Source organism: Photobacterium jeanii (assembly GCF_001650345.1).
GTDB classification, from domain to species: Bacteria; Pseudomonadota; Gammaproteobacteria; order Enterobacterales; family Vibrionaceae; genus Photobacterium; species Photobacterium jeanii.
Window position 1 is genome coordinate 1,046,524 of the sequence record NZ_LVHF01000012.1, and the last position, 21,717, is coordinate 1,068,240.

General features: G+C 45.0%; 20 protein-coding genes and 1 other annotated feature. Of the genes, 16 read left to right on the forward strand and 4 right to left on the reverse strand.

The window, feature by feature from the left end:
* Nucleotides 1-215 precede the first annotated feature (215 nt).
* Nucleotides 216-911: an SDR family oxidoreductase gene (locus A3K86_RS06050; RefSeq protein WP_068329121.1), complete on the forward strand. Its 696-nt coding sequence runs from the start codon at nt 216-218 to the stop codon at nt 909-911.
* Between the two features lie 111 nt (nt 912-1,022).
* Here the strand turns inward: A3K86_RS06050 and adhE are convergent, their stop codons facing one another.
* Nucleotides 1,023-3,725 carry a bifunctional acetaldehyde-CoA/alcohol dehydrogenase gene (gene adhE / locus A3K86_RS06055; RefSeq protein WP_068329124.1) on the reverse strand — a complete coding sequence of 901 codons (2,703 nt, stop codon included), beginning with the start codon at nt 3,723-3,725 and terminating at the stop codon, nt 1,023-1,025.
* Between the two features lie 743 nt (nt 3,726-4,468).
* On the opposite strand from adhE, the gene A3K86_RS06060 reads away from it, so the two are divergent.
* Nucleotides 4,469-5,110, forward strand: coding sequence for a YchE family NAAT transporter (locus A3K86_RS06060; RefSeq protein ID WP_068329126.1), 642 nt, complete (start codon nt 4,469-4,471; stop codon nt 5,108-5,110).
* Nucleotides 5,111-5,345: 235 nt separating this feature from the next.
* On the forward strand, nt 5,346-6,164 hold the full coding sequence (locus A3K86_RS06065; RefSeq protein ID WP_068329129.1) for an ion transporter: 819 nt from the start codon (nt 5,346-5,348) through the stop codon (nt 6,162-6,164).
* A 131-nt stretch (nt 6,165-6,295) separates the two neighbouring features.
* On the opposite strand, the gene glpQ is transcribed toward A3K86_RS06065, so the two are convergent.
* Together glpQ and cysS are read right to left on the reverse strand one after the other, a co-directional pair.
* A complete protein-coding gene (gene glpQ / locus A3K86_RS06070) occupies nt 6,296-7,366 on the reverse strand; it encodes a glycerophosphodiester phosphodiesterase (protein ID WP_068329132.1) in 1,071 nt (356 codons plus the stop codon).
* A 253-nt stretch (nt 7,367-7,619) separates the two neighbouring features.
* Complete coding sequence (gene cysS / locus A3K86_RS06075) at nt 7,620-9,002, reverse strand: cysteine--tRNA ligase (RefSeq protein ID WP_068329135.1); 1,383 nt, start codon at nt 9,000-9,002, stop codon at nt 7,620-7,622.
* Between the two features lie 409 nt (nt 9,003-9,411).
* Between cysS and A3K86_RS06080 the strand changes: the two genes are divergently transcribed.
* The gene (locus tag A3K86_RS06080; RefSeq protein WP_068329138.1) at nt 9,412-9,909 is read left to right on the forward strand and encodes a peptidylprolyl isomerase; all 498 of its coding nucleotides are present in this window, start codon (nt 9,412-9,414) and stop codon (nt 9,907-9,909) included.
* Between the two features lie 46 nt (nt 9,910-9,955).
* Entirely contained in the window at nt 9,956-10,687 is a 732-nt protein-coding gene (gene lpxH, locus A3K86_RS06085; RefSeq protein ID WP_068329141.1) for a UDP-2,3-diacylglucosamine diphosphatase, read from the forward strand.
* 127 nt (nt 10,688-10,814) lie between these two features.
* On the opposite strand, the gene A3K86_RS06090 is transcribed toward lpxH, so the two are convergent.
* Nucleotides 10,815-11,702 carry a sulfite exporter TauE/SafE family protein gene (locus tag A3K86_RS06090; protein WP_068330257.1) on the reverse strand — a complete coding sequence of 296 codons (888 nt, stop codon included), beginning with the start codon at nt 11,700-11,702 and terminating at the stop codon, nt 10,815-10,817.
* Between the two features lie 212 nt (nt 11,703-11,914).
* Here A3K86_RS06090 and A3K86_RS06095 point away from each other — a divergent pair, with 212 nt between their 5' ends.
* From A3K86_RS06095 to hisIE, 11 genes are all read left to right on the forward strand, one after another.
* The gene (locus tag A3K86_RS06095; RefSeq protein WP_068329144.1) at nt 11,915-13,144 is read left to right on the forward strand and encodes an EAL and HDOD domain-containing protein; all 1,230 of its coding nucleotides are present in this window, start codon (nt 11,915-11,917) and stop codon (nt 13,142-13,144) included.
* Nucleotides 13,137-13,661 carry a YchJ family metal-binding protein gene (locus A3K86_RS06100; RefSeq protein ID WP_068330259.1) on the forward strand — a complete coding sequence of 175 codons (525 nt, stop codon included), beginning with the start codon at nt 13,137-13,139 and terminating at the stop codon, nt 13,659-13,661. The genes A3K86_RS06095 and A3K86_RS06100 overlap by 8 nt, the downstream gene beginning before the upstream one ends.
* A gap of 165 nt (nt 13,662-13,826) precedes the next feature.
* Entirely contained in the window at nt 13,827-14,015 is a 189-nt protein-coding gene (locus A3K86_RS06105) for a hypothetical protein (protein ID WP_068329147.1), read from the forward strand.
* Nucleotides 14,016-14,235: 220 nt separating this feature from the next.
* Nucleotides 14,236-14,370, forward strand: a sequence feature (His leader region).
* A gap of 65 nt (nt 14,371-14,435) precedes the next feature.
* The gene (gene hisG / locus A3K86_RS06110) at nt 14,436-15,332 is read left to right on the forward strand and encodes an ATP phosphoribosyltransferase (RefSeq protein ID WP_068329149.1); all 897 of its coding nucleotides are present in this window, start codon (nt 14,436-14,438) and stop codon (nt 15,330-15,332) included.
* Between the two features lie 5 nt (nt 15,333-15,337).
* Nucleotides 15,338-16,696 (forward strand): histidinol dehydrogenase, encoded by a 1,359-nt coding sequence (gene hisD / locus A3K86_RS06115; RefSeq protein WP_084406524.1) that lies wholly within the window; start codon nt 15,338-15,340, stop codon nt 16,694-16,696.
* 10 nt (nt 16,697-16,706) lie between these two features.
* Nucleotides 16,707-17,759: a histidinol-phosphate transaminase gene (hisC, locus tag A3K86_RS06120; RefSeq protein WP_068330261.1), complete on the forward strand. Its 1,053-nt coding sequence runs from the start codon at nt 16,707-16,709 to the stop codon at nt 17,757-17,759.
* 10 nt (nt 17,760-17,769) lie between these two features.
* Nucleotides 17,770-18,855 (forward strand): bifunctional histidinol-phosphatase/imidazoleglycerol-phosphate dehydratase HisB, encoded by a 1,086-nt coding sequence (hisB, locus tag A3K86_RS06125; RefSeq protein ID WP_415860026.1) that lies wholly within the window; start codon nt 17,770-17,772, stop codon nt 18,853-18,855.
* Nucleotides 18,855-19,499, forward strand: coding sequence for an imidazole glycerol phosphate synthase subunit HisH (gene hisH / locus A3K86_RS06130; RefSeq protein WP_068329152.1), 645 nt, complete (start codon nt 18,855-18,857; stop codon nt 19,497-19,499). The genes hisB and hisH overlap by 1 nt, the downstream gene beginning before the upstream one ends.
* A gap of 25 nt (nt 19,500-19,524) precedes the next feature.
* The gene (gene hisA / locus A3K86_RS06135; protein ID WP_068329155.1) at nt 19,525-20,259 is read left to right on the forward strand and encodes a 1-(5-phosphoribosyl)-5-[(5-phosphoribosylamino)methylideneamino]imidazole-4-carboxamide isomerase; all 735 of its coding nucleotides are present in this window, start codon (nt 19,525-19,527) and stop codon (nt 20,257-20,259) included.
* Nucleotides 20,260-20,273: 14 nt separating this feature from the next.
* Nucleotides 20,274-21,047, forward strand: a complete 774-nt coding sequence (gene hisF / locus A3K86_RS06140) for an imidazole glycerol phosphate synthase subunit HisF (protein ID WP_068329158.1) — start codon at nt 20,274-20,276, stop codon at nt 21,045-21,047.
* Complete coding sequence (hisIE, locus tag A3K86_RS06145; RefSeq protein WP_068329161.1) at nt 21,044-21,691, forward strand: bifunctional phosphoribosyl-AMP cyclohydrolase/phosphoribosyl-ATP diphosphatase HisIE; 648 nt, start codon at nt 21,044-21,046, stop codon at nt 21,689-21,691. Before hisF ends, hisIE begins: the two co-directional genes overlap by 4 nt.
* Nucleotides 21,692-21,717: the final 26 nt, after the last annotated feature.

The following is a 21,717-nucleotide window of genomic DNA, read 5'->3' on the forward strand; positions in this document are numbered from 1 at the left end:
CATTTGTTGAGGGTTAGTATTTCAACTGGTTGCAACACTACAACCTGACATTTATACCGACCTCAGAGAACTGGCTACTACCAACGGGATAGGTAAAGCTTTCACAGCCCTACTTGGTACACAGACCATAACAATAAGAAATATCGTGATCAGATTCTTGAGCACCCATTATTACGGCATTGAGGCCCTAAGATTAATGTACACGGATGGTCGTCATGGAAATTGCGCAATCAGTCATACTTATCACCGCTGCCGGTAGCCCTATCGGTAAAGCGATTTCGCTTCACTTTGCTTCTCTAGGGGCATTCATTGCCTTGGTTGACATCGATAAAACACGACTCGATCAGACCTATCGTGCCTGTATGGCGATTGGTGCCAAATGTCAGGCATTTCACCTCGAAGATCAGCAAGAAGCCAATATCCGCCATATCTTCGAGCAAACCCAACAACAGTTGGGAGCAATTGATGTACTGATTAACTACTGGATAGGCACCGAACTCCCTACTCTGTTCTCGCCCTACTCCGTGGATAAGTTCAGTCACTCCATGACGGAGCTTGCAACCACTTTCTTTGCCTTTGGTAAACAAGCCGCCAATTACATGCGACAACATAATCGCAAAGGGGTGATCGTCAATCTCACCACCCACTCGACAGAAAACGAACACCATCCCGGTTTTGGCGGTACCAAAGCCATGATTTCAGGGTTAACCCAAAGCTGGGCAAAAGAATTGTCGGCATTCAATATTCGCGTTGGTGGGGTGGCACCGATCTCGATTGGCTGTGACTGCGATGATTGCCAGTCCCACCAATCCATGAATCAGCACCTTCAGTACGAGATAGTGCGAAGTGCGGAATACATAGTCGCCAATGACTACTTTAATGGCCGTACGCTGGAAGCAGAAGTGTCGTAAGCGCGTCTACACAGTTATACCACTTAAAAGATGCCTCAGATGCCTCAGATGCCTTATTACAGGCATAAAAAAACCCGCCTAATGGCGGGTTTTTCAATCAGTTAAGGAAGATTAAGCGTCAGCTTTCGCTTTTGATTTCTTCGCTTTAGGTGCTTTTTCTTCAGCAGCCTGTTCTGATTTCTTAATTACAGTCGTACCTTCGAACGTCTCACCTTCAACGAATGCTTTACCGTAGTAAGAAGCTACTAGCACGTCTTTCAGCTCTGTGATTAGAGGGTAACGTGGGTTTGCACCTGTACATTGGTCATCAAACGCTTCAACAGACAGTTCGTCAAGTTTCGCTAGGAAGTCAGCCTCAGGAACACCCGCCGCTTGGATAGACGTTGGGATTTCTAGGTTAACTTTCAGCTCTTCCAACCAAGCTAGTAGACGCTCAATTTTCTGAGCAGTGCGGTCACCTTCGTGAGATAGACCTAGGTGGTCAGCAACTTCTGCGTAACGACGACGTGCTTGTGGACGGTCGTATTGAGAGAATGCTGTTTGCTTAGTTGGGTTATCGTTCGCGTTGTAACGTACAACGTTAGAGATTAGTAATGCGTTCGCTAGACCGTGTGGTAGGTGGAACTCAGCACCTAGCTTGTGAGCCATAGAGTGACAAACACCTAGGAATGCGTTCGCAAACGCGATACCAGCGATAGTTGCCGCATTGTGTACTTTCTCACGAGCGATTGGGTCAGCTGCACCGTTCGCGTAGCTTGATGGTAGGTACTCTTTAAGCATCTTAAGTGCTTGAAGCGCTTGACCATCAGAGTATTCGTTAGCAAGAACAGATACGTAAGCTTCTAGTGCGTGAGTTACTGCATCGTAACCACCGAATGCGGTTAGCGACTTAGGCATGTTCATTACTAGGTTCGCATCTACGATAGCCATGTTAGGCGTAATTTCGTAGTCAGCTAGTGGGTATTTAGCACCAGTCTTGTCGTCGGTAACAACCGCAAACGGTGTAACTTCAGAACCTGTACCAGAAGTCGTTGTGATACATACAAGCTCAGCTTTTTTACCCATTTTAGGGAACTTGTAGATACGTTTACGGATATCCATGAAGCGCATTGCTAGTTCAGCGAAGTGCGTTTCTGGGTGCTCGTACATTACCCACATAATTTTAGCTGCATCCATTGGAGAACCGCCACCCAGTGCAAGGATAACGTCAGGCTGGAAGCTCTTCATTGCTTCTGCACCTTTCTCTACAACAGAAAGTGTTGGATCTGCTTCTACGTCGAAGAAAGTTTGAACTTCGATGCCTTGAGCTTTAAGTAGAGATACTACTTCGTCAGCGTAACCGTTGTTGAATAGGAAACGGTCAGTTACTAGGAACGCACGCTTCTTACCTTCAAGGTCGCTCATTGCGATTGGAAGGCTACCACGACGGAAGTAGATAGATTTTGGTAGTTTGTGCCACAACATATTCTCAGCTCGCTTCGCTACTGTTTTCTTGTTGATAAGGTGCTTAGGACCCACGTTCTCAGAGATAGAGTTACCACCCCAAGAACCACAACCTAGAGTCAGAGAAGGCGCTACGTTGAAGTTGTAAAGGTCACCGATACCACCGTGAGTCGTCGGGATGTTTACAAGAATACGTGCAGTTTTTAGTTTGTCACCGAAGTAACGAATACGGTCAGCGTTAACGTCTTGGTTAGTGTATAGACCAGATGTGTGGCCGATACCGCCAAGCTCTACCATTTTAACCGCTTGGTCTACCGCGTTTTCGAATGAAGATGCGCGGAACATACCTAGTGTTGGTGATAGTTTTTCATGTGCGAATTCGTCTTCAACACATACTTCTTCACCTTCACCGATAAGGATCTTAGTATTAGCTGGAACTTTAACGCCTGCCATTTCAGCAATCTTAGTCGCTGGTTGACCTACGATATCAGCGTTTAGTGCGCCGTTGATAAGCAGTACTTTACGTACTTTTTCAGCTTCAGACTTAGTTAGTACGTAGCCGTTGTGAGAAGCAAAACGCGCTTTAACTTCGTCGTATACTTCGTCCATAACGATAACTGCTTGCTCAGAAGCACAAACAACACCGTTATCGAACGTTTTAGACATAAGAACAGATGCTACTGCACGTTTGATGTCTGCAGTTTCATCGATAACAACTGGAACGTTACCTGCACCTACACCGATAGCTGGTTTACCTGAAGAGTAAGCCGCTTTAACCATACCTGGACCACCAGTCGCAAGGATAAGGTTAATGTCATCGTGCTTCATTAGCGCGTTTGAAAGCTCAACAGAAGGCTGATCGATCCAACCGATGATGTCTTTTGGTGCACCAGCTGCGATTGCTGCATCAAGTACTAGTTTAGCTGCATCATTTGTTGAGTTTTTCGCACGTGGATGTGGCGAGAAGATGATCGCGTTACGCGTTTTAAGAGAGATAAGAGATTTGAAGATTGCTGTAGATGTTGGGTTCGTAGTTGGAACGATACCGCAGATAATACCTACAGGTTCAGCGATGGTCATAGTACCTAGGTTGTCATCTTCTTCTAAGATGCCACAGGTTTGCTCATCTTTATATTTGTTGTAGATAAATTCAGAAGCAAAGTGGTTCTTGATTACTTTATCTTCAACAATACCCATACCAGATTCAGCTACGGCTTGTTGAGCTAGAGGAATACGCGCATTGTTTGCCGCAAGAGAGGCAGCGCGGAAGATTGCATCGACTTTCTCTTGAGAGAAAGTTGCGAACTCTTTTTGAGCCGCTTTTACACGTGCAATCATTGCATCTAGTTCAGCCACATTAGTAACAGGCATAGTTAACTCCTAACTTAATATTGAAAACTTTTTAGTAAGGATACGTCTCAAATCCTTCGAGTTGCTGCGTTGACGACCTTTCATTACATCATCGCAACACACACACTTAGTAAATTGCTTTCAAAACTGATTATATTAATTCACACCGTAAAAAAAATTGATTCAGATCACTTGTCACTCGCATTGGATGAAAATTGTCAAAATCAGATTCACGTCATGAAAAATCAATCACTTAAGGTAATTATTTGCGAGTCGCACGCTATCTTTTGCGATTAATCCGCAAACCCACCACCTTTCACATGCTGAAATATTACGTAATTTTCCTACAAATATTACACATATACTCATCAATTGTGACAGCAGTCACACAAAAAATGTGGCGTTGCTCAAACTTTGTTTCATAACTGCCTAGCACGAATTTTACCCACAAAGAGTAACCCCCAATCAGGCAATTAACAATGCAATAACAGCAATACGTAATTAATCGCTGTTTGCGCTCATTTTCAATATTATTTTATTGGTGATTGACTAGGGTTTAGCTTAAAGTATCGCCAGTTAGTCAGCGACTTAGCTTTTACACTAAAGATGATAAGCGCACTGCTTCATAGCACGACTAATAACTCGCTGGGGTAATCTGCGGCATTGACTTCTTTTTACCAATTACATGAAAGGCAACAGGCCTATCATTTTGGTATTACAGTGCACTACCCACTTGTTCACTCTTTCTGTAACGGCGTACACTCATGCAAACAATCGAATTTGCTATTTACCTTCAATTTTTCATCGGCCTAATCGCTGCCGTGAACCCTATCGGTATCATGCCGGTATTTGTCTCGTTAACCGCTCACATGCCACCAGAAGACCGAAATAAAACGGCCTATACAGCCAATATTGCGGTTATTGCTATTCTGACGGTGTCATTACTCGCGGGGCAGTTCTTGTTGGATATGTTCAGCATTTCACTTGATTCATTCCGCGTTGCTGGTGGTTTACTCCTTACCAGTATCGCTTTCTCAATGATGAGCGGTAAGTTAGGTGAAGATAAGCAGAATAAACAAGAGAAGTCAGAATCAATCAGCCGTGAGCAGATTGGTGTGGTGCCATTAGCGATGCCATTAATGGCAGGACCTGGTGCTATCAGTTCAACCATTGTTTATGGGGCGCGATATCCTTCTTTATCTAGCACCATTGGTATTGCTGTTACCATCTGCTTATTTGCTTTCAGCTGTTGGCTGCTATTTCGTAGTGCGCCTATTATTGTGCGCTTTTTAGGACAAACCGGTATCAACGTCATCACACGTATTATGGGTTTGATCTTAGGTGCACTTGGGATTGAGTTTATTGCTTCAGGTGTTCGCGGTTTATTCCCAGCCTTAGCAGGCTAACACCGACGAAGAGCGTCAAAATATTGAGTAACCCACACTTGGTTATTCACCGCGGCAAAGCCCAATCAAAGGGAAGCATAAATTGCTTCCCTTTTTCTTTGCTGTCACTCAGTATCCATGTTTGTTATTGCTCTCATTATTGGTAACGAGAGCCATTTTAAACTGTCAGAATTGGTATGGATTTGATTAGATAGGCGCTGTATCTAGCGACTCTCACGATCACCAACAGCGAAACATGCAAACTTCACGATTAAAAACCAAGCTTTATAGCATTATCTTTGGTACGCAAACCCGTGGCGGACAATACTTTGATATCGCATTGATCATCACTATTCTCAGCTCAGAAGTCGTACTGATCCTGTCTTCCATTGCCAGCGTGCAGCAAGAATACAGCCGCCCTCTCTTTTATATTGAATGGGGCTTCACCCTGCTCTTTACTATTGAGTACCTTTTGCGGTTATATTGCTCACCCAAGCCATTCGCGTACGCTCGCAGTTTCTATGGCATCATAGATTTATTGGCTATTTTACCCGCTTACATCGCCTTCTTCTTACCAGGCGCACACTATTTGCTGATCATACGTTTAATACGAGTATTACGTATTTTCCGAGTGCTCAAGCTCGTTCGCTACCTGCGTGACTCCAATATACTGTTACGTTCGCTTAAACACGCCCAACGCAAAATCTTAGTGTTCTTTAGTTCAGTTTCAATCTTGGTGACGCTGTTTGGCTCGCTGATGTACGTGATTGAAGGCCCTGCAAACGGCTTTACCAGCATTCCACAAAGCATTTACTGGGCAATTGTCACCATCACAACCGTGGGTTATGGCGATATTGTGCCTAATACTGTTCTCGGCAAAGCGCTCGCTTCACTGACCATGCTGCTTGGCTACTCAATTCTTGCCGTACCAACCGGGATCATTACTGCCGAGCTGAATCAAGAAATGAAAGTGCATCGCGAATTGATCCGCTGCCCTAATTGCAGCACCAGCGGTCACGAAACTGACGCCCATTACTGCAAAGAGTGCGGTACAAAATTACCGGAAAATATATAAGTCACTCTTAAACTCAGACGAGAAAACCCGCTCAAAATAAGAGTCAATACAACCAAAAAGGGAGCGCCAATAGCACTCCCTTTCACCTAATGAGTGTTATCACTCACGGTTATGTTATATTTTCTTTATATTTATTCACGCTCCGAAATAAAATCTACCGCTAGGTTTGGAAAATCGGTAAAGACCCCATCCACATTCGCGGTGTTGTAGAAAATATCGAGCATATCCGCAAAGTCTTCCGCATAAGCAGGGATACGACCTTCATCTTTACGGAAAGTATAAGGGTGAACCGCCATACCTTGAGCGTGTGCGGCTTTCACTAGCCCTGTTAGCTTAATATTACCTTTGCTTGACTGATCCGATACCACCATAGGTTTCCAAGGACCAATGCCGTCAGCGTACTTAGCGACAGTCTTCATGCCATCGGTTTTAAACATCCAGTCATAGCTATAAGGCTGTGCTTTGCCGTCTTTGTCATACACCATAGTTTCATTCCAATCGGTGTACGCCATCAATTGCACTAATTTCAAATCGATTTTCATCGCTGGTAGCAATTCATCATGAATGCGTTTTAGCTCATTGAAGTCAAAAGTTTGTACGTACACCTTGCTGTCTTTACTGGTGTAACCGTACTCTTTCAGCACTTCTAATACCGCTTTACTGATGTCTTTACCTTCATGGCGATGGAACCATGGCGCTTTGATTTCAGGGTAAATACCAATGTCGTAACCCAAGGTTTTGTTCAAACCTTGGATCATCTCAATCTCTTCTTGCAAAGTCGGCACTGTGAAGTTCGATTGCCACATTGGGTAGCGCTCAGGGAAACCTTGCACTTGCTTACCGTCTTTAAGGTTAAAGCCTTCAGTAACGCTCAATTGCTTAATTTCAGCCAACGTAAAGTCAATCGCGTAGTAGCGACCATCTTTACGAGCACGATTTGGGAACACTTCAGCTACGTCGGTCACGCGATCTAAGTAATGATCATGTAGTACCACGAGCTGATCGTCTTTGGTCATCACTACATCTTGTTCGATGTAGTCTGGCTTCATCGCGTAAGCCAAGGCTTTAGCAGGCAAAGTATGTTCAGGTAAGTAACCTGACGCACCACGGTGAGCAACAACGATTTTGTCGCCATTATTAGCGAAAGATGCAGGGGAAAGTAATACGCTACTGATCACAGCGGCTAGCCAAACTTTTTTCATTATTATGTCCTTAACGTTATTGGATTATGCTCGTTAGAAACAAACGCCATCAATAATAATGAGTTTAGAGTATTAAATAAGGTGAATATTATAGATATGTGAACCATTGCATTCGATATCACTCACGAGAGTTTCGATAATGATGCAAGATCACTTTTTTGTCGTATCTTCAACACGCAGGGTAACCTTGGCTTACAGGTACAAAAAAACCGCTCACAAGGAGCGGTTTTTATTAAATCTGCAGCAATAACGCTTACTTACGACGCCAAGTTGTACCTTGAGGACCATCTTCAAGAATGATGTTCATCGCCATTAGCTTATCACGCGCTTCATCAGCAGCAGCCCAGTCTTTCGCAGCACGCGCATCAAGACGTTGTTGGATCAGCGCTTCGATTTCAGCTACGTCATCATCTTCACCAGCACCACTTTGTAGGAAAGCTTCTGGCTCTTGAGAAAGAAGACCTAGAACGTCAGCCAGTTCACGCATACGTGCACCCAATACCGATGCTGCAGCAAGGTCATCCGCTTTCAGACGGTTTACTTCACGCGCCATATCAAACAATACAGAGTAAGCTTCAGGTGTGTTGAAATCATCGTCCATCGCTTCTTTAAAGCGAGCAACGAATTCTTCACCGCCTTGCGCTTCTACGCTAACGTCAAGACCACGTAGTGAAGTGTATAGACGCTCAAGTGCAGAACGCGCTTGTTTTAGGTTGTCTTCGCTGTAGTTCAGCTGGCTACGGTAGTGACCAGACATTAGGAAGTAACGTACTGTTTCACGATCATAATGTGCAAGTACATCGCGGATCGTAAAGAAGTTGTTCAGTGACTTCGACATTTTTTCGCGATCAATCATTACCATGCCGCTGTGCATCCAGGTATTTACATACTGAGAGCCAGTCGCACAGCAAGATTGTGCAATTTCATTTTCGTGGTGTGGGAACTGTAGATCAGAACCACCGCCGTGAATGTCGAAGTGATCGCCTAGGATCGCAGAGTTCATTGCTGAACACTCGATGTGCCAGCCTGGACGACCTGGGCCCCAAGGTGATTCCCAAGTCGGCTCACCCGGCTTAGACATTTTCCAAAGTACGAAATCAAGAGGGCTACGTTTTGCTGATTCGATATCAACACGCGCACCCGCTTGAAGCTGATCAAGATCTTGCTTAGACAGCTTACCGTATTCATCGTACTTGCTTACTTCAAACATCACGTCGCCGTTGTCAGCAACGTATGCAAAACCGCGCTCGATTAGGCGCTCACACATTGTGATGATTTCAGCAATGAATTGCGTCGCACGTGGCTCGATGTCTGGGCGTTTCATGCCAAGCGCATCAAAGTCAGCGTACATTTCGCCGATCAAACGCTCGGTTAGTGAATCACAGCTTTCGCCGTTCTCTGCCGCACGCTTAATGATTTTATCGTCGATATCCGTGATGTTACGAACAAAAGTCAGATCGTAACCCGAGTAACGCAGGTAGCGAGAAACAACATCAAAAGAAACAAACGTACGACCATGACCAATGTGACACAAATCGTAGATGGTTACCCCACACACGTACATGCCCACTTTACCAGGCTGAATTGGTTTAAATTCTTCTTTTTGTCTTGTGAGTGAGTTATAGATCTTAAGCATGTCTTTTCATTACTCATGTTTATGGGGTTACAGATATAAGTAGCAATTACACCTCTTATAATCTACTAAGGCAAGGAAAAATAAGCCGTGTATGCGGTGCAATGCCTAAGATACTACCTATGGCACTTTATTTGAGCGCCTCTGCCCAAAGCCATTAACAAACTTGCCGCAATTTTTAAGCATCTGAGCCGCTGCTTTCTTTCATCGCTCTTTTATATTATTTAGAACAAAATCAAAGTGCTGAATAGAAAATCATCAACGAATAATTCATCAACAAAGATGGCGGTTATCAGAGGGAAAAATTCGCATCTTGAAGGGAGTGACATATAGTTAAATCATATTGACGACATCCCTTAGTACGATAGAATTCAATACTTAATGAAATAAACATCCATTAAAGGACAATCTCATGGTAACGCTTCACACAACTTTTGGTGATATCAAAATCCAACTTCACGCAGATAAAGCACCAGAAACCTGTGCTAACTTCCTACAGTACTGCCGTGACGGTTTCTACAAAGGTACACTTTTCCACCGTGTAATCGACGGTTTCATGATCCAAGGCGGCGGCATGGCTTCTGGCATGGAAGAAAAAGAAACTCGTGCACCAATCAAAAATGAAGCGAACAACGGCCTAAGCAACAAAGTAGGCACACTTGCAATGGCGCGTACAATGGAACCGCATTCAGCAAGTTCTCAGTTCTTTATCAATGTTAACGACAACAAATTCCTAGACTTCAAAGCAGAAACGCCTGACGGTTGGGGTTACTGTGTATTCGCTGAAGTTGTTGAAGGCATGGATGTAGTTAACAAGATCAAAGCAGTTTCTACTGGTAACTGGGGTTACGTACACCAAGACGTACCAGTTGAAGAAGTGCTAATCAACGACGTAACTATCGAAGAATAATCTTCGTTAGGATGACAGGGCGGCCTTGAAGCCGCCCTTATTCGTTATGACCACACTATTTATTGCCGACCTACACCTCAGCGCAGACCGCCCTGATATCACCGACTGCTTTCTTCGTTTTATGGCAGAAGAAACAGCTAACATTGATGCCCTATACGTTTTAGGGGATTTGTTTGAAATGTGGATTGGTGATGATGATAACTCTCCCTTCCACCAGCAAATCAAGCGCGCGTTTAAACAACTGACCGATAGCGGAACACCTTGCTACTTTATCCACGGTAACCGTGATTTCTTAGTCGGCAAACAGTTTAGCCGCGAAACTGGGGTCACTTTACTCGATGAACACACTGTGGTGGATTTGTATGGCACTCCAACGCTCATCTTGCACGGTGATACGCTATGCACCCAAGACGAGAGTTACCAAAAATACCGTAAAAAGGTCCACAATCGCTTTGTACAGTGGCTGTTCTTACGCCTACCTTTGAGTCGCCGATTAAAGATTGGTGCTAAAATGCGGCAAAGCAGTAGCAGCACTAATCAACAAAAAGATGCGATGATCATGGACGTTGATCCAAACACAGTTGATCAAGTGCTGATTGAGTACGGTGTCACCCACATGATCCACGGTCACACCCATCGCCCGAACGTTCATCACATCGAGGTGAATAACCAACCAGCGACCCGTACCGTTTTAGGTGATTGGTACGATCATGGTTCAGTACTGGTGGTCACATCGACCGAAAGCCGCTTAGAAACCCGTCAATTTCAACCGCAGTAATAACAGCACGCTTTCAGGGCTGGGCAACAAATACAAAAAAGGTACGCCGATGCGTACCTTTTCTCTTTTTTAACCACAACTCAATTTACAGTTCACTCAAGCTTACGCGCAATAACTTTGATTCTCGTTATGCCGTTGCCATCGCAGGTGCTTTACGCGCCTCGATCCATGAACGGTACATGGTAAAAGAGGTATACAATACAACACCAATAACTAACCACGCTAACAATTGCAGATCTAGCGACTTCACCAAATAAGCCGCAACAACCACAGCCAACGGACCAGAAATCGCAACAGCCAACGCTGCACGTGTATTCACGCGCTCTTTACAAATAAAGCTACCTGCTGAGAAGAAGCTCAAGAAAGCACACGAACACATCATGATTGGAAATGCTGCTAGCGGGTGCATGCCTAACAAGTAAATCATCGTCATGCATGGCGCATATAAACCGATACCCACCGTCATTAATGCACCAAACAAGAAGTTACCAACAATCGCCACGCCTAGCTTCCAACCACTTAAACCTAACTCTAAGCCGCCTAAAGGCATTAGTTTCAGCTGACCCGCCAACATCAAAGTAGCTACAACCAACAAGGCACAGCACATCACTAAACGGATGAGTTGGCGATCCCAATTTGATACTACTCGCGCCCCAACCGTAGCTCCTAAACATGCCGCAACCACCAAAGACACCAAAGTAGTCGAATCAACATCTACCGCAGTTAGAAAAATAAGTGATTGAGTTACGGTCGCTAATACCGACTGACAATTCAAAGTTCCCGGCAATAATTGGTCATCAACTAACTTAAATTGCTTATAACCCGCCGTTTTAATAGCAAAACTGCCGACACCTAATGTGTCACAGAAATTAGCGAAGCCACCAATAATTGCAATAGGAATAATTTTTGTTTCAGCTTCCTGCTTTCGACTTTTACGCCATGCATGAATAAGCATAACAATAAAAACCGAACCACCTACAAGTAATCCTACTTGAATGAAGGTTAATAACGACATAACAAAGGGAAAATAGATAATCAAAAAAGCATTATTAATCATAATTAAATAGGCTTCTATGCTTAATATCAATTTTATTATTAAGGTCATCCATAGGACTTGTCATTTTACGAGCTGTCATGCATTTAAAGCATGAAATTACACTATGCGAGTATTCCTTTATTCGCTATAATTTCGCCAATTTCCGCCATGCATACTAGATACGCGAACCCATGTATTCATACCTTGCTCGACAACCAATACTCAATAAAGACAAAGTAACTATTGGTTATGAATTGCTGTTTCGCGATGGACCTGAAAACAGTTTTCCCAACATTTGTGATGAAGAAGCGACAAATCGACTGTTGATTGATAACTTCTTTTCTTCGGGGTCAAACCAAGTTACTGGCGGTAAGCGTGGATTTGTAAACTTCCCGCACGCAAGTCTTATCCAGCGCGTTCCCCTCATGTTTCCTAAGCAATCTTTCATTATCGAGATATTAGAAAGTTGTGAGCCAAACGATGAGTTATTAGAAGCGATTATCGAATTAAACCAAAAAGGATACACATTAGCACTCGACGATTTTAATCCATCGCCTGAGTGGAATCGTTTTATTCCTTATATTCATATAATTAAATTTGATATTCGCCAGACGCCTATTGAAAAGTGTGCGCTTTTTATTCGTCGCCACAAAATAGGTAAGCTTAAATTTCTTGCTGAAAAAGTAGAAAACCATGAAGAATTCATGGCGGCCTATGACGCAGGTTTTGATTTCTTCCAAGGTTACTTTTTTAGTAAACCTGAAATGATGCAACGTCGTTCATTAACGCCATCAGGCTTAACAACGATTCGCTTATATCAAGAAATCTGTCAGCCAGAAGTGGACTACAATAAAGTTGAAGAAATTATCGCAACCGATGTTTCTTTATCTTATAAGTTGTTACGTCACGTCAATGGGATGTTAATTACACGTGCGAAACCGATTTCTTCATTCAAACAGGCCTTAGTTTATTTAGGTGAAGAAAAGCTTCGTCGTTTTATCACCTTTGTTGCAGCTTCCCATGCATTAGAAAATAAACCTCAGTCGCTGTATAACTTATCACTGCAACGTGCGCAATTCTGTGAACGTCTTGTGCCGAAAGCCTCTATTAAGGTTTGTGGTAACCAAGCTTTCTTGACCGGCCTTTTCTCTTTGCTCGATTCTCTGCTGGATCAACCGCTAGAAGAACTGCTGCGTTTACTGCCCCTTAGCGATGATATAAAGAGCGCTCTTATTGAGCAAAAAGGACCGCTTGGTATCTTACTTAAACTTGCTGTTGCCTATGACAAAGCTGACTGGGACGTAGTTGCACGTTGTACAACTGCACTCAAGCTCAATGAGAGTGATGTTGTCGATGCCTACATGCAATCAGTAAAATGGGCGACTGCTTTTGAACGAACAATGACGAAAAATGATGTCTAATTCACTTTGCCCATGTGGTAGCCAAAAAAGCCTGACTCAATGTTGTCAGCCAATTCATAACAACCCAACATTAGCCTTGCACCCAGAGCAACTTATGCGCTCTCGATACAGTGCACACGTTTTAGGCTTAGTTGACTATGTGGTTGCGACTTACCACCCTAGTTGTGAGGCAGAACAACACCGCGACGCGATTGCTGAGTCTGTCCACTCGGAGTGGTTAGGATTAAAAGTACTGAATAGTGAAATTGCCCCATCTGGTGAAGGCTTTGTAGAGTTTCAAGCCTTCTATAAAGATGAAGACGGTGAAGAGTACTGCTTGCAAGAGCGCTCTCGTTTCTTGAAAGAATCGTATAACGGTGCAGAACAATGGTTCTACATTGATGGCGAATACCCACAACAAGAAACCGTTGAGATCCCAGAATCTGCTCAACAACCAGTGGTTAACCTCGACAAAGTCGGACGTAACGATCCTTGCCCGTGCGGCAGCGGTAAAAAATTCAAGAAGTGTTGCGGATAATATTCACTTCGTTACTGATATCAAAGAGGCTGTGCAAACAGCCTCTTTTCGTTTCAGCCCTGTGTGACTTCCCTATCAAAGCAAGCATTGGTGTATAAAAAACACTCAATGTGATGGCGAGTGTTGCCGATACAGAAATATCATTCTGGATGTCGAGACAACACTATGATCAATGCCAACAATCATTTGCCTTACCCATCCCGTGATCCATACCGCAAGGTACTCAAAACCAAAGCGCTCGACGAGCGAAAGCAAGCCATCGTCGAACAAACCCAAGCCAAAGACGAGCAAGAACAGCCGCCAAACAAAAAGAAAAAGCGTAAGCACCAAGGCAAACTTGATATCTATGTTTAGTCTCAATCTAAACAAGCCATACTTTCTCAAAAGCAAATCAGAAAATATTACTGATAACCCTCTGTTTTTCTGAGTGTTATAAATTAATTATTAAATTTTCACTTTTTCTTTAAAAACCGTATTGCAAAATGAAATAAGCTTAGTTAGTGTAAATGACAAGCGACAGTTAAATAGCAATCTATTCCGAGTAAATAATTATGCGTATCTCAGTGATCAACCTACATCATCACCATCATCCTGATTAGTCTTTCGGGAGGATACGCCTCGCTCTGGAAGACGAAAAACACTTCTTCCAGTGGTCAGCAAGAATAAAGAATTCAAGACCCTTGGAAGTAAAATTCCAAGGGTTTTTTTCGTTTTAGCACAATGGATTAGCCCAAGGGTTACCAAACTAGCGGCAAAAAGAAATAGGGAAGCAATATGCAAACACAACGACTTCGTATCGCAATTCAAAAGAAAGGTCGCCTCAGTAAAGAGTGCCAAGACTTGCTGAAACGCTGTGGCGTAAAATTCAATATGATGGGTGAACGCCTTGTGGTTCACGCTGAGAATATGCCGATTGATTTGTTACTGGTTCGTGACGACGATATTCCCGGTTTGATCATGGATGGCGTTGTTGACCTCGGTGTCATTGGTGAAAACGAACTCGAAGAAGTAGCTCTAGAGCGCGCTGCTCGCGAAGAAGCAAACGACTATATCAAGTTGCGCCGTCTGGATTTTGGTGGCTGCCGTCTATCGATTGCAATCAACAAAGATGACGAATATACCGGGCCTCAAGACCTCGAAGGAAAACGTATTGCGACCACCTACCCGCAGCTGGTGAAACGCTATATGGATCAGCAAGGCGTTAAATTTAGTACCTGTATGCTCAACGGCTCTGTGGAAGTGGCTCCTCGTGCAGGTCTCGCAGATGCCATTTGTGACCTCGTCTCAACAGGTGCGACTCTTGAAGCCAACGGTCTAAAAGAAGCGGAAGTGATTTTGCGCTCTAAAGCAGTGCTTATCCAATGCACCACTCCGCTATCTACTGAAAAACAAGCTCTGATCGAGCGCTTGCTCACTCGCATGCAAGGCGTTATCCAAGCTAAAGAGTCCAAATACATCATGCTACACGCGCCAACTGAGCGCTTAGAGCAAATCAAAGCCTTGTTACCAGGAGCTGAAGATCCAACGGTGCTACCACTCTCTGCCGACAGTAACCGCGTCGCTGTGCACCTTGTAAGCTCAGAAAACCTCTTCTGGGAAACCATGGAGCAACTCAAAGAACTCGGCGCAAGCTCTATTCTTGTATTACCAATTGAAAAGATGATGGAGTGATCACCATGAAGACTGTGGTTTGGCAATCACTGAGTGATGCGCAGCAAGAATCTCTACTCCAACGCCCTGCCGTGACCGAAGGGGCTAATATCACTGCAGCAGTTAGTGAGGTAATCACTGATATTCGTCAACGTGGTGATGAAGCCCTACTCGATCTCACCGAGAAGTTTGACCGTGTACGTCCTAGCGCTATTCGTGTAAACCAAGCAGACATTGACGCGGCTTGCGAGCGCCTTGATGACCAAATGAAAGCGGCACTGCAAAGTGCTTACGATAACATTTACACCTTTCACAAAGCACAAAAGCCACAGCCATTACGCGTTGAAACCCAACCTGGCGTGGTGTGCGAGCAAGTCACTCGCCCCATCAATGCCGTAGGTTTATACATTCCCGGAGGTAGCGCGCCACTGCCATCTACAGTGCTTATGCTGGGGATCCCAGCACAAATTGCTGGCTGTCGCCAAATAGTATTGTCTTCTCCACCACCGATTGCCGATGAAATTTTGTATGTCGCCAAACTGTGTGGCATCAATGAAGTCTATAACGCAGGTGGAGCGCAAGCCGTAGCGGCTATGGCTTACGGTACTGAAACCGTGGCGAAAGTGGATAAAATTTTTGGCCCAGGTAATGCGTATGTGACCGAAGCAAAACGTCAGGTCAGCAATGATTTTCGTGGTGCCGCCATTGATATGCCAGCAGGCCCATCTGAAGTGCTCGTGATTGCCGATGACACAGCCGATCCTGATTTCATCGCTGCCGATTTGCTAAGCCAAGCCGAGCACGGCCCGGACTCACAAGTCGTACTCGTCACACCAGAGCCAAGTTTAGCCGAGCGCACAGCCGATGCGATTCAGCAACAGCTCGCCCAGTTGCCGCGTGCTGATATTGCTCGCCAAGCACTAGGCTCTAGTTTGCTTATCGTTGCGGATACCCTGACACAGTGTGTTGCAATTTCAAATCACTACGGCCCAGAACACTTAATTGTCCAAACTCGTAATCCACGTGAATTGGTGCCATTACTGGATAATGCCGGTTCAATATTCTTAGGCGATTGGTCACCAGAATCGGTGGGCGATTACGCTTCGGGAACTAATCACGTCTTACCAACTTATGGTTATACCCGTACCTATTCAAGCCTTGGATTAGCCGATTTTTGCAAGCGTATGACAGTACAAGAGTTAAGTGCTGATGGCCTCCAACAACTGGCACCAACCGTGGTTGCCATTGCTGAAGCCGAAGGGCTTGATGCCCACAAACGTGCTGTCACAATTCGAGTTGAAAAACTCCAAGCAAACCCAAGCTTCAAACCCAGTGCCGCTGACATAACAACCACCCAGTCGCCGGCTGCCAATGAGGTGAAATAATTATATGAGCATCACAAAATTAGCCCGAAAAACCGTTCAAGCCTTAACCCCCTACCAATCCGCACGTCGCCTTGGTGGAAGCGGCGATATTTGGTTAAATGCGAACGAATCCCCTTTTGCCAACGAATACAACATCAGTTGCAATCGCCTCAACCGTTACAGCACCTGTCAACCAGAGGCACTGTTGCAAGCCTATGCGGATTACGCGGGTGTAAAACAAGAGCAAGTACTGACATCGCGCGGGGCTGATGAAGGAATTGAACTGCTGATCCGCGCATTCTGCCAGCCAAACAAAGACAGCATTCTCTACTGCCCTCCTACTTATGGCATGTACGGCATCAGTGCCGAAACCTTTGATGTAGCCAATAAAGTAGTACCACTTACCGATAAATGGCAGCTCGATTTACCTGCGATTGAGGCTAACCTCGATAACGTCAAACTTGTATTTGTTTGCAGCCCTAATAACCCCACAGGCAACCTCATCGATCGCCAAGATATTGAACGTCTGCTCGCGATGACGCAAAACAAAGCCTTGGTAGTGATGGACGAAGCATACATCGACTTCTGCCCTGAAGCTTCCACGGTCGATTTACTGGCTGATTATCCAAATCTGGTGATCTTACGCACTTTATCTAAAGCCTTTGCCCTTGCAGGACTACGTTGTGGCTTCACTCTCGCTAGCCCTGAAATTATTGAACTACTGCTGAAAGTCATCGCTCCCTACCCAGTACCGATCCCTGTGGCAGATATTGCGATTCAAGCACTATCACCTGCTGGACTAGCGAAAACCAAGTTCCAAGTGCTAGATCTCAGTGCTAACCGTGCTTACCTTCAAGCCGGACTCAGTATGCTTGAAGGTGTCACTGTGTTTGATGGCTACGGTAACTATTTACTCGTGCAATTTCCTGATGCCGAGCAATTGTTCGAAGCACTATGGGATAACGGGATTATTCTGCGCCGCTCGCCAGTGAAGAACTGCATTCGGATCAGTGTTGGCAACCGTGATGAGTGCGAAAAAACACTCGCTTTCATCCGAGAGCAAATCTTACAAATCAACAATTAAGGACAGCATTGTGAGCAAGGAAAAGATTTTATTTATCGATAGAGACGGCACCCTGATTGTTGAGCCGCCAGAAGACTTTCAGGTTGATCGCCTCGATAAACTCAAGCTTGAGCCTCTGGTGATCCCTTCTCTTCTTAAGCTCCAAGAAGCGGGTTACACCTTGGTAATGGTGACCAATCAAGATGGTTTAGGCACGGATTCGTATCCTCAAGCTGACTTTGATGCTCCTCACAATATGATGATGGAAATTTTTGAGTCACAAGGTGTGAAATTCGCCGATGTCCTGATCTGCCCTCATTTTGACCACGACAACTGCAGCTGCCGCAAACCTAAGCTGGGCTTAGTGAAAGACTACCTCCAACAAGGCAAAGTCGATTTCACTCAATCAGCGGTTATTGGGGATCGTCCAACCGATCTTCAGCTGGCTGAGAATATGGCCATTCGTGGTATTCAGTACCACCCACAACCAAGCGACGACAGTACACTTAACTGGCAACAGATCGTTAACGATCTCACCAGCAAACCACGTATCGCTGAAGTGGTTCGTACCACGAAAGAAACCGATATTCACGTTAAAGTGAACTTAGATCAATCCGGCGGCAATAAGATCGCCACTGGCTTGGGGTTCTTTGATCACATGCTAGATCAAATTGCCACCCACGGCGGTTTCCAGCTAGAACTTAGCGTAAACGGTGATCTGCACATCGATGATCACCACAGTGTCGAAGATGCAGCCCTCGCCTTGGGGCAAGCGCTCAAAGAAGCGCTTGGTGACAAACGAGGCATTGGTCGTTTTGGGTTTAGTTTGCCAATGGATGAATGCCTTGCGCAGTGCGCACTCGATCTTTCAGGTCGCCCTTATTTGAAATTCGATGCTAAGTTCAGCCGAGAAAGTGTCGGAGATTTATCAACGGAAATGGTACCGCACTTTTTCCGCTCACTGACTGACACCCTCGCCTGTACACTGCACCTATCATCCAGTGGTGATAACGATCACCACATTGTTGAAAGCCTATTCAAAGCCTTTGGTCGCACCTTACGACAAGCCATTTCGGTGAGCGGTACAGAGCTACCAAGCAGTAAAGGGGTGCTGTAATGACAACAACCAATCAACGCATTGTCATCATAGACACGGGGTGCGCCAACGTTTCTTCGGTGCGTTTTGCCATTGAGCGTTTAGGCTATCAAGTCACGGTCAGCAAAGAAGCCGAGGTCGTGCTGGCAGCAGATAAACTGTTTTTGCCCGGGGTTGGCACCGCAAGTGAAGCGATGAAAAACCTTGAACAGCGCAACCTAGTATCACTCGTCAAACAAGTCGATAAGCCATTACTGGGTATTTGTTTAGGCATGCAATTACTTGGTGCAATTTCTGAAGAACAAGGTACTCAAGGACAACAACAAGTACCTTGCTTGGGCTTATGTGATGCACCAGTAAAGAAAATGAACACAGGCAAGCTTCCTCTACCTCACATGGGTTGGAATACGGTTACTCCCAAGACCAATCACCCGTTATTTAAAGATATTCCAGCGGGGAGTTACTTTTACTTTGTTCACAGCTATGCCATGCCCGTCGCGGCACCAGAAAACAACAGTGATTACACCATTGCATCATGCGAATACGGCCAAACATTCAGCGCAGCGATTCAAAGTGGCAATTACTACGGCGTGCAATTTCACCCTGAACGCTCAAGTAAAGTGGGCGCCCAGTTGATCAAGAACTTTTTGGAAATGCCAAGCTAGGCCGCACTATCAATAAGGACAACAAATGATTATTCCCGCTCTAGATTTAATCAACGGCCAAGTGGTGCGCTTATTTCAAGGTGATTACGGACAAGTCACCGAATATAGCGTCGATCCGGCACAACAGTTCAACCTGTACCACCAAGCAGGAGCCAACTGGCTACATTTAGTTGACTTAACGGGTGCCAAAGACACCACTGCGCGCCAACTCGACCTAATAGGTCGCCTACTCGCAAGCACTCCAGCGAAGGTTCAAATTGGTGGCGGTGTTCGCAGCGAACAAGATGTTGCCGACCTATTACAAGCTGGAGCTGAGCGCGTAGTGATTGGCTCAACCGCGGTAAAACACCCCGAACTTGTAAAAGGCTGGATTGAAAAATACGGTGCGGAACACATTGTATTAGCGCTAGATATCAACATCGATACCGATGGCATTCGCCGTGTTGCCATTTCAGGCTGGCAAGAAGATTCTGGTGTCACAATCGAATCCTTGCTGGAAGATTATTTAACGGTAGGTCTTCAGCATGTGTTGTGTACCGATATCTCTCGTGATGGCACATTAACAGGCTCGAATGTTGAACTGTATATCGATCTTTGCCAGCAGTATCCACAAGTACAATTCCAGTCATCTGGTGGGATTGGCAGCCTCGATGATATTCGTGCCCTCAAAGGTAGCGGTGTGGCAGGCGTCATCGTTGGTCGTGCCCTACTCGATGGTAAATTCAGCGCCGATGACGCATTTGCCTGCTGGGCAGAGTAAACAAGGAGAACATCATGCTAGCAAAACGAATTATTCCTTGTTTGGATGTCCGTGACGGTCAAGTCGTCAAAGGTGTGCAATTTCGCAATCATGAAATCATTGGCGATATTGTGCCACTCGCCAAACGTTATGCCGAAGAAGGTGCAGATGAGTTAGTGTTTTATGATATTACCGCCTCGAGCGATGGACGTGTGGTCGATAAAAGTTGGGTCGCTCGAGTCGCAGAAGTGATTGATATTCCTTTCTGTGTCGCGGGCGGCATTAAATCTGCCGATGATGCCAGCCGAATTTTACAATTTGGTGCAGATAAAGTCTCAATCAACTCCCCCGCCCTCGCTAACCCTGAATTGATTACCGAGCTCGCCGATAAATTCGGAGTCCAGTGTATTGTGGTCGGCATTGACTCTTACTTTGATAAAGAAACAGAACTGTATCAAGTTTACCAATTTACGGGGGATGAACGTCGTACTCAGGCAACCCAATGGCAAACCCGCGACTGGGTGCAAGAAGTACAACGTCGTGGCGCTGGTGAAATCGTATTGAATATGATGAACCAAGACGGTGTGCGCAACGGTTATGACTTAACTCAACTCAATATGGTACGCGAAGTTTGTCAGGTTCCTCTGATTGCTTCCGGCGGCGCTGGCACTATGCCGCACTTTGCTGATGCTTTTAACCAAGCCAATGTTGATGGCGCTTTAGCAGCTTCTGTTTTTCATAAACAAATCATTAATATCGGTGAATTGAAACAATACTTAAAACAACAAAATGTGGAGATCCGACTATGAGCTTAGCCACTATCAACGATTGGAATAACGCGATTAATTGGGACAAAGTTGATGGTTTGATCCCTGCTATTGTGCAAGACAACACCAGCGGTCAGGTTTTGATGCTGGGATACATGAACCAAGATGCGCTAGCAAAAACGTTAGACACCGAGCAAGTAACCTTTTGGTCTCGAACCAAATCTCGTCTCTGGACCAAAGGCGAAACATCCGGGCATGTCTTGCAATTAAAGAGTATCAACCTCGATTGCGACCAAGACACCTTACTGGTGAAAGTAAACCCAATTGGCCCAACTTGCCATTTAGGCACCACCAGCTGTTTTGATAGTGATGACAATGGTCCTGCTGAGCAACCCGCTTTGGTCTTTCTTCATCAACTTGAACAAGTGTTGGCGAGTCGTAAAGATAGTGATCCCAATTCATCCTACACCGCAAGCCTCTACGCCCGTGGCACCAAGCGTATTTCGCAAAAAGTGGGCGAAGAAGGGGTTGAAGTCGCGCTTGCGGCAACGTCGGGCGATAAGGCGGAATTAGTGAATGAATCCGCAGACTTGATATATCACTTAATCGTCTTACTTCAAGACCAAGGTTTATCGTTAGCTGATATCACCAAGCGTTTAGAAGAGCGCCACAATAAGGCGAATTAAATATACATTCGAGAGACTAGTCGCTT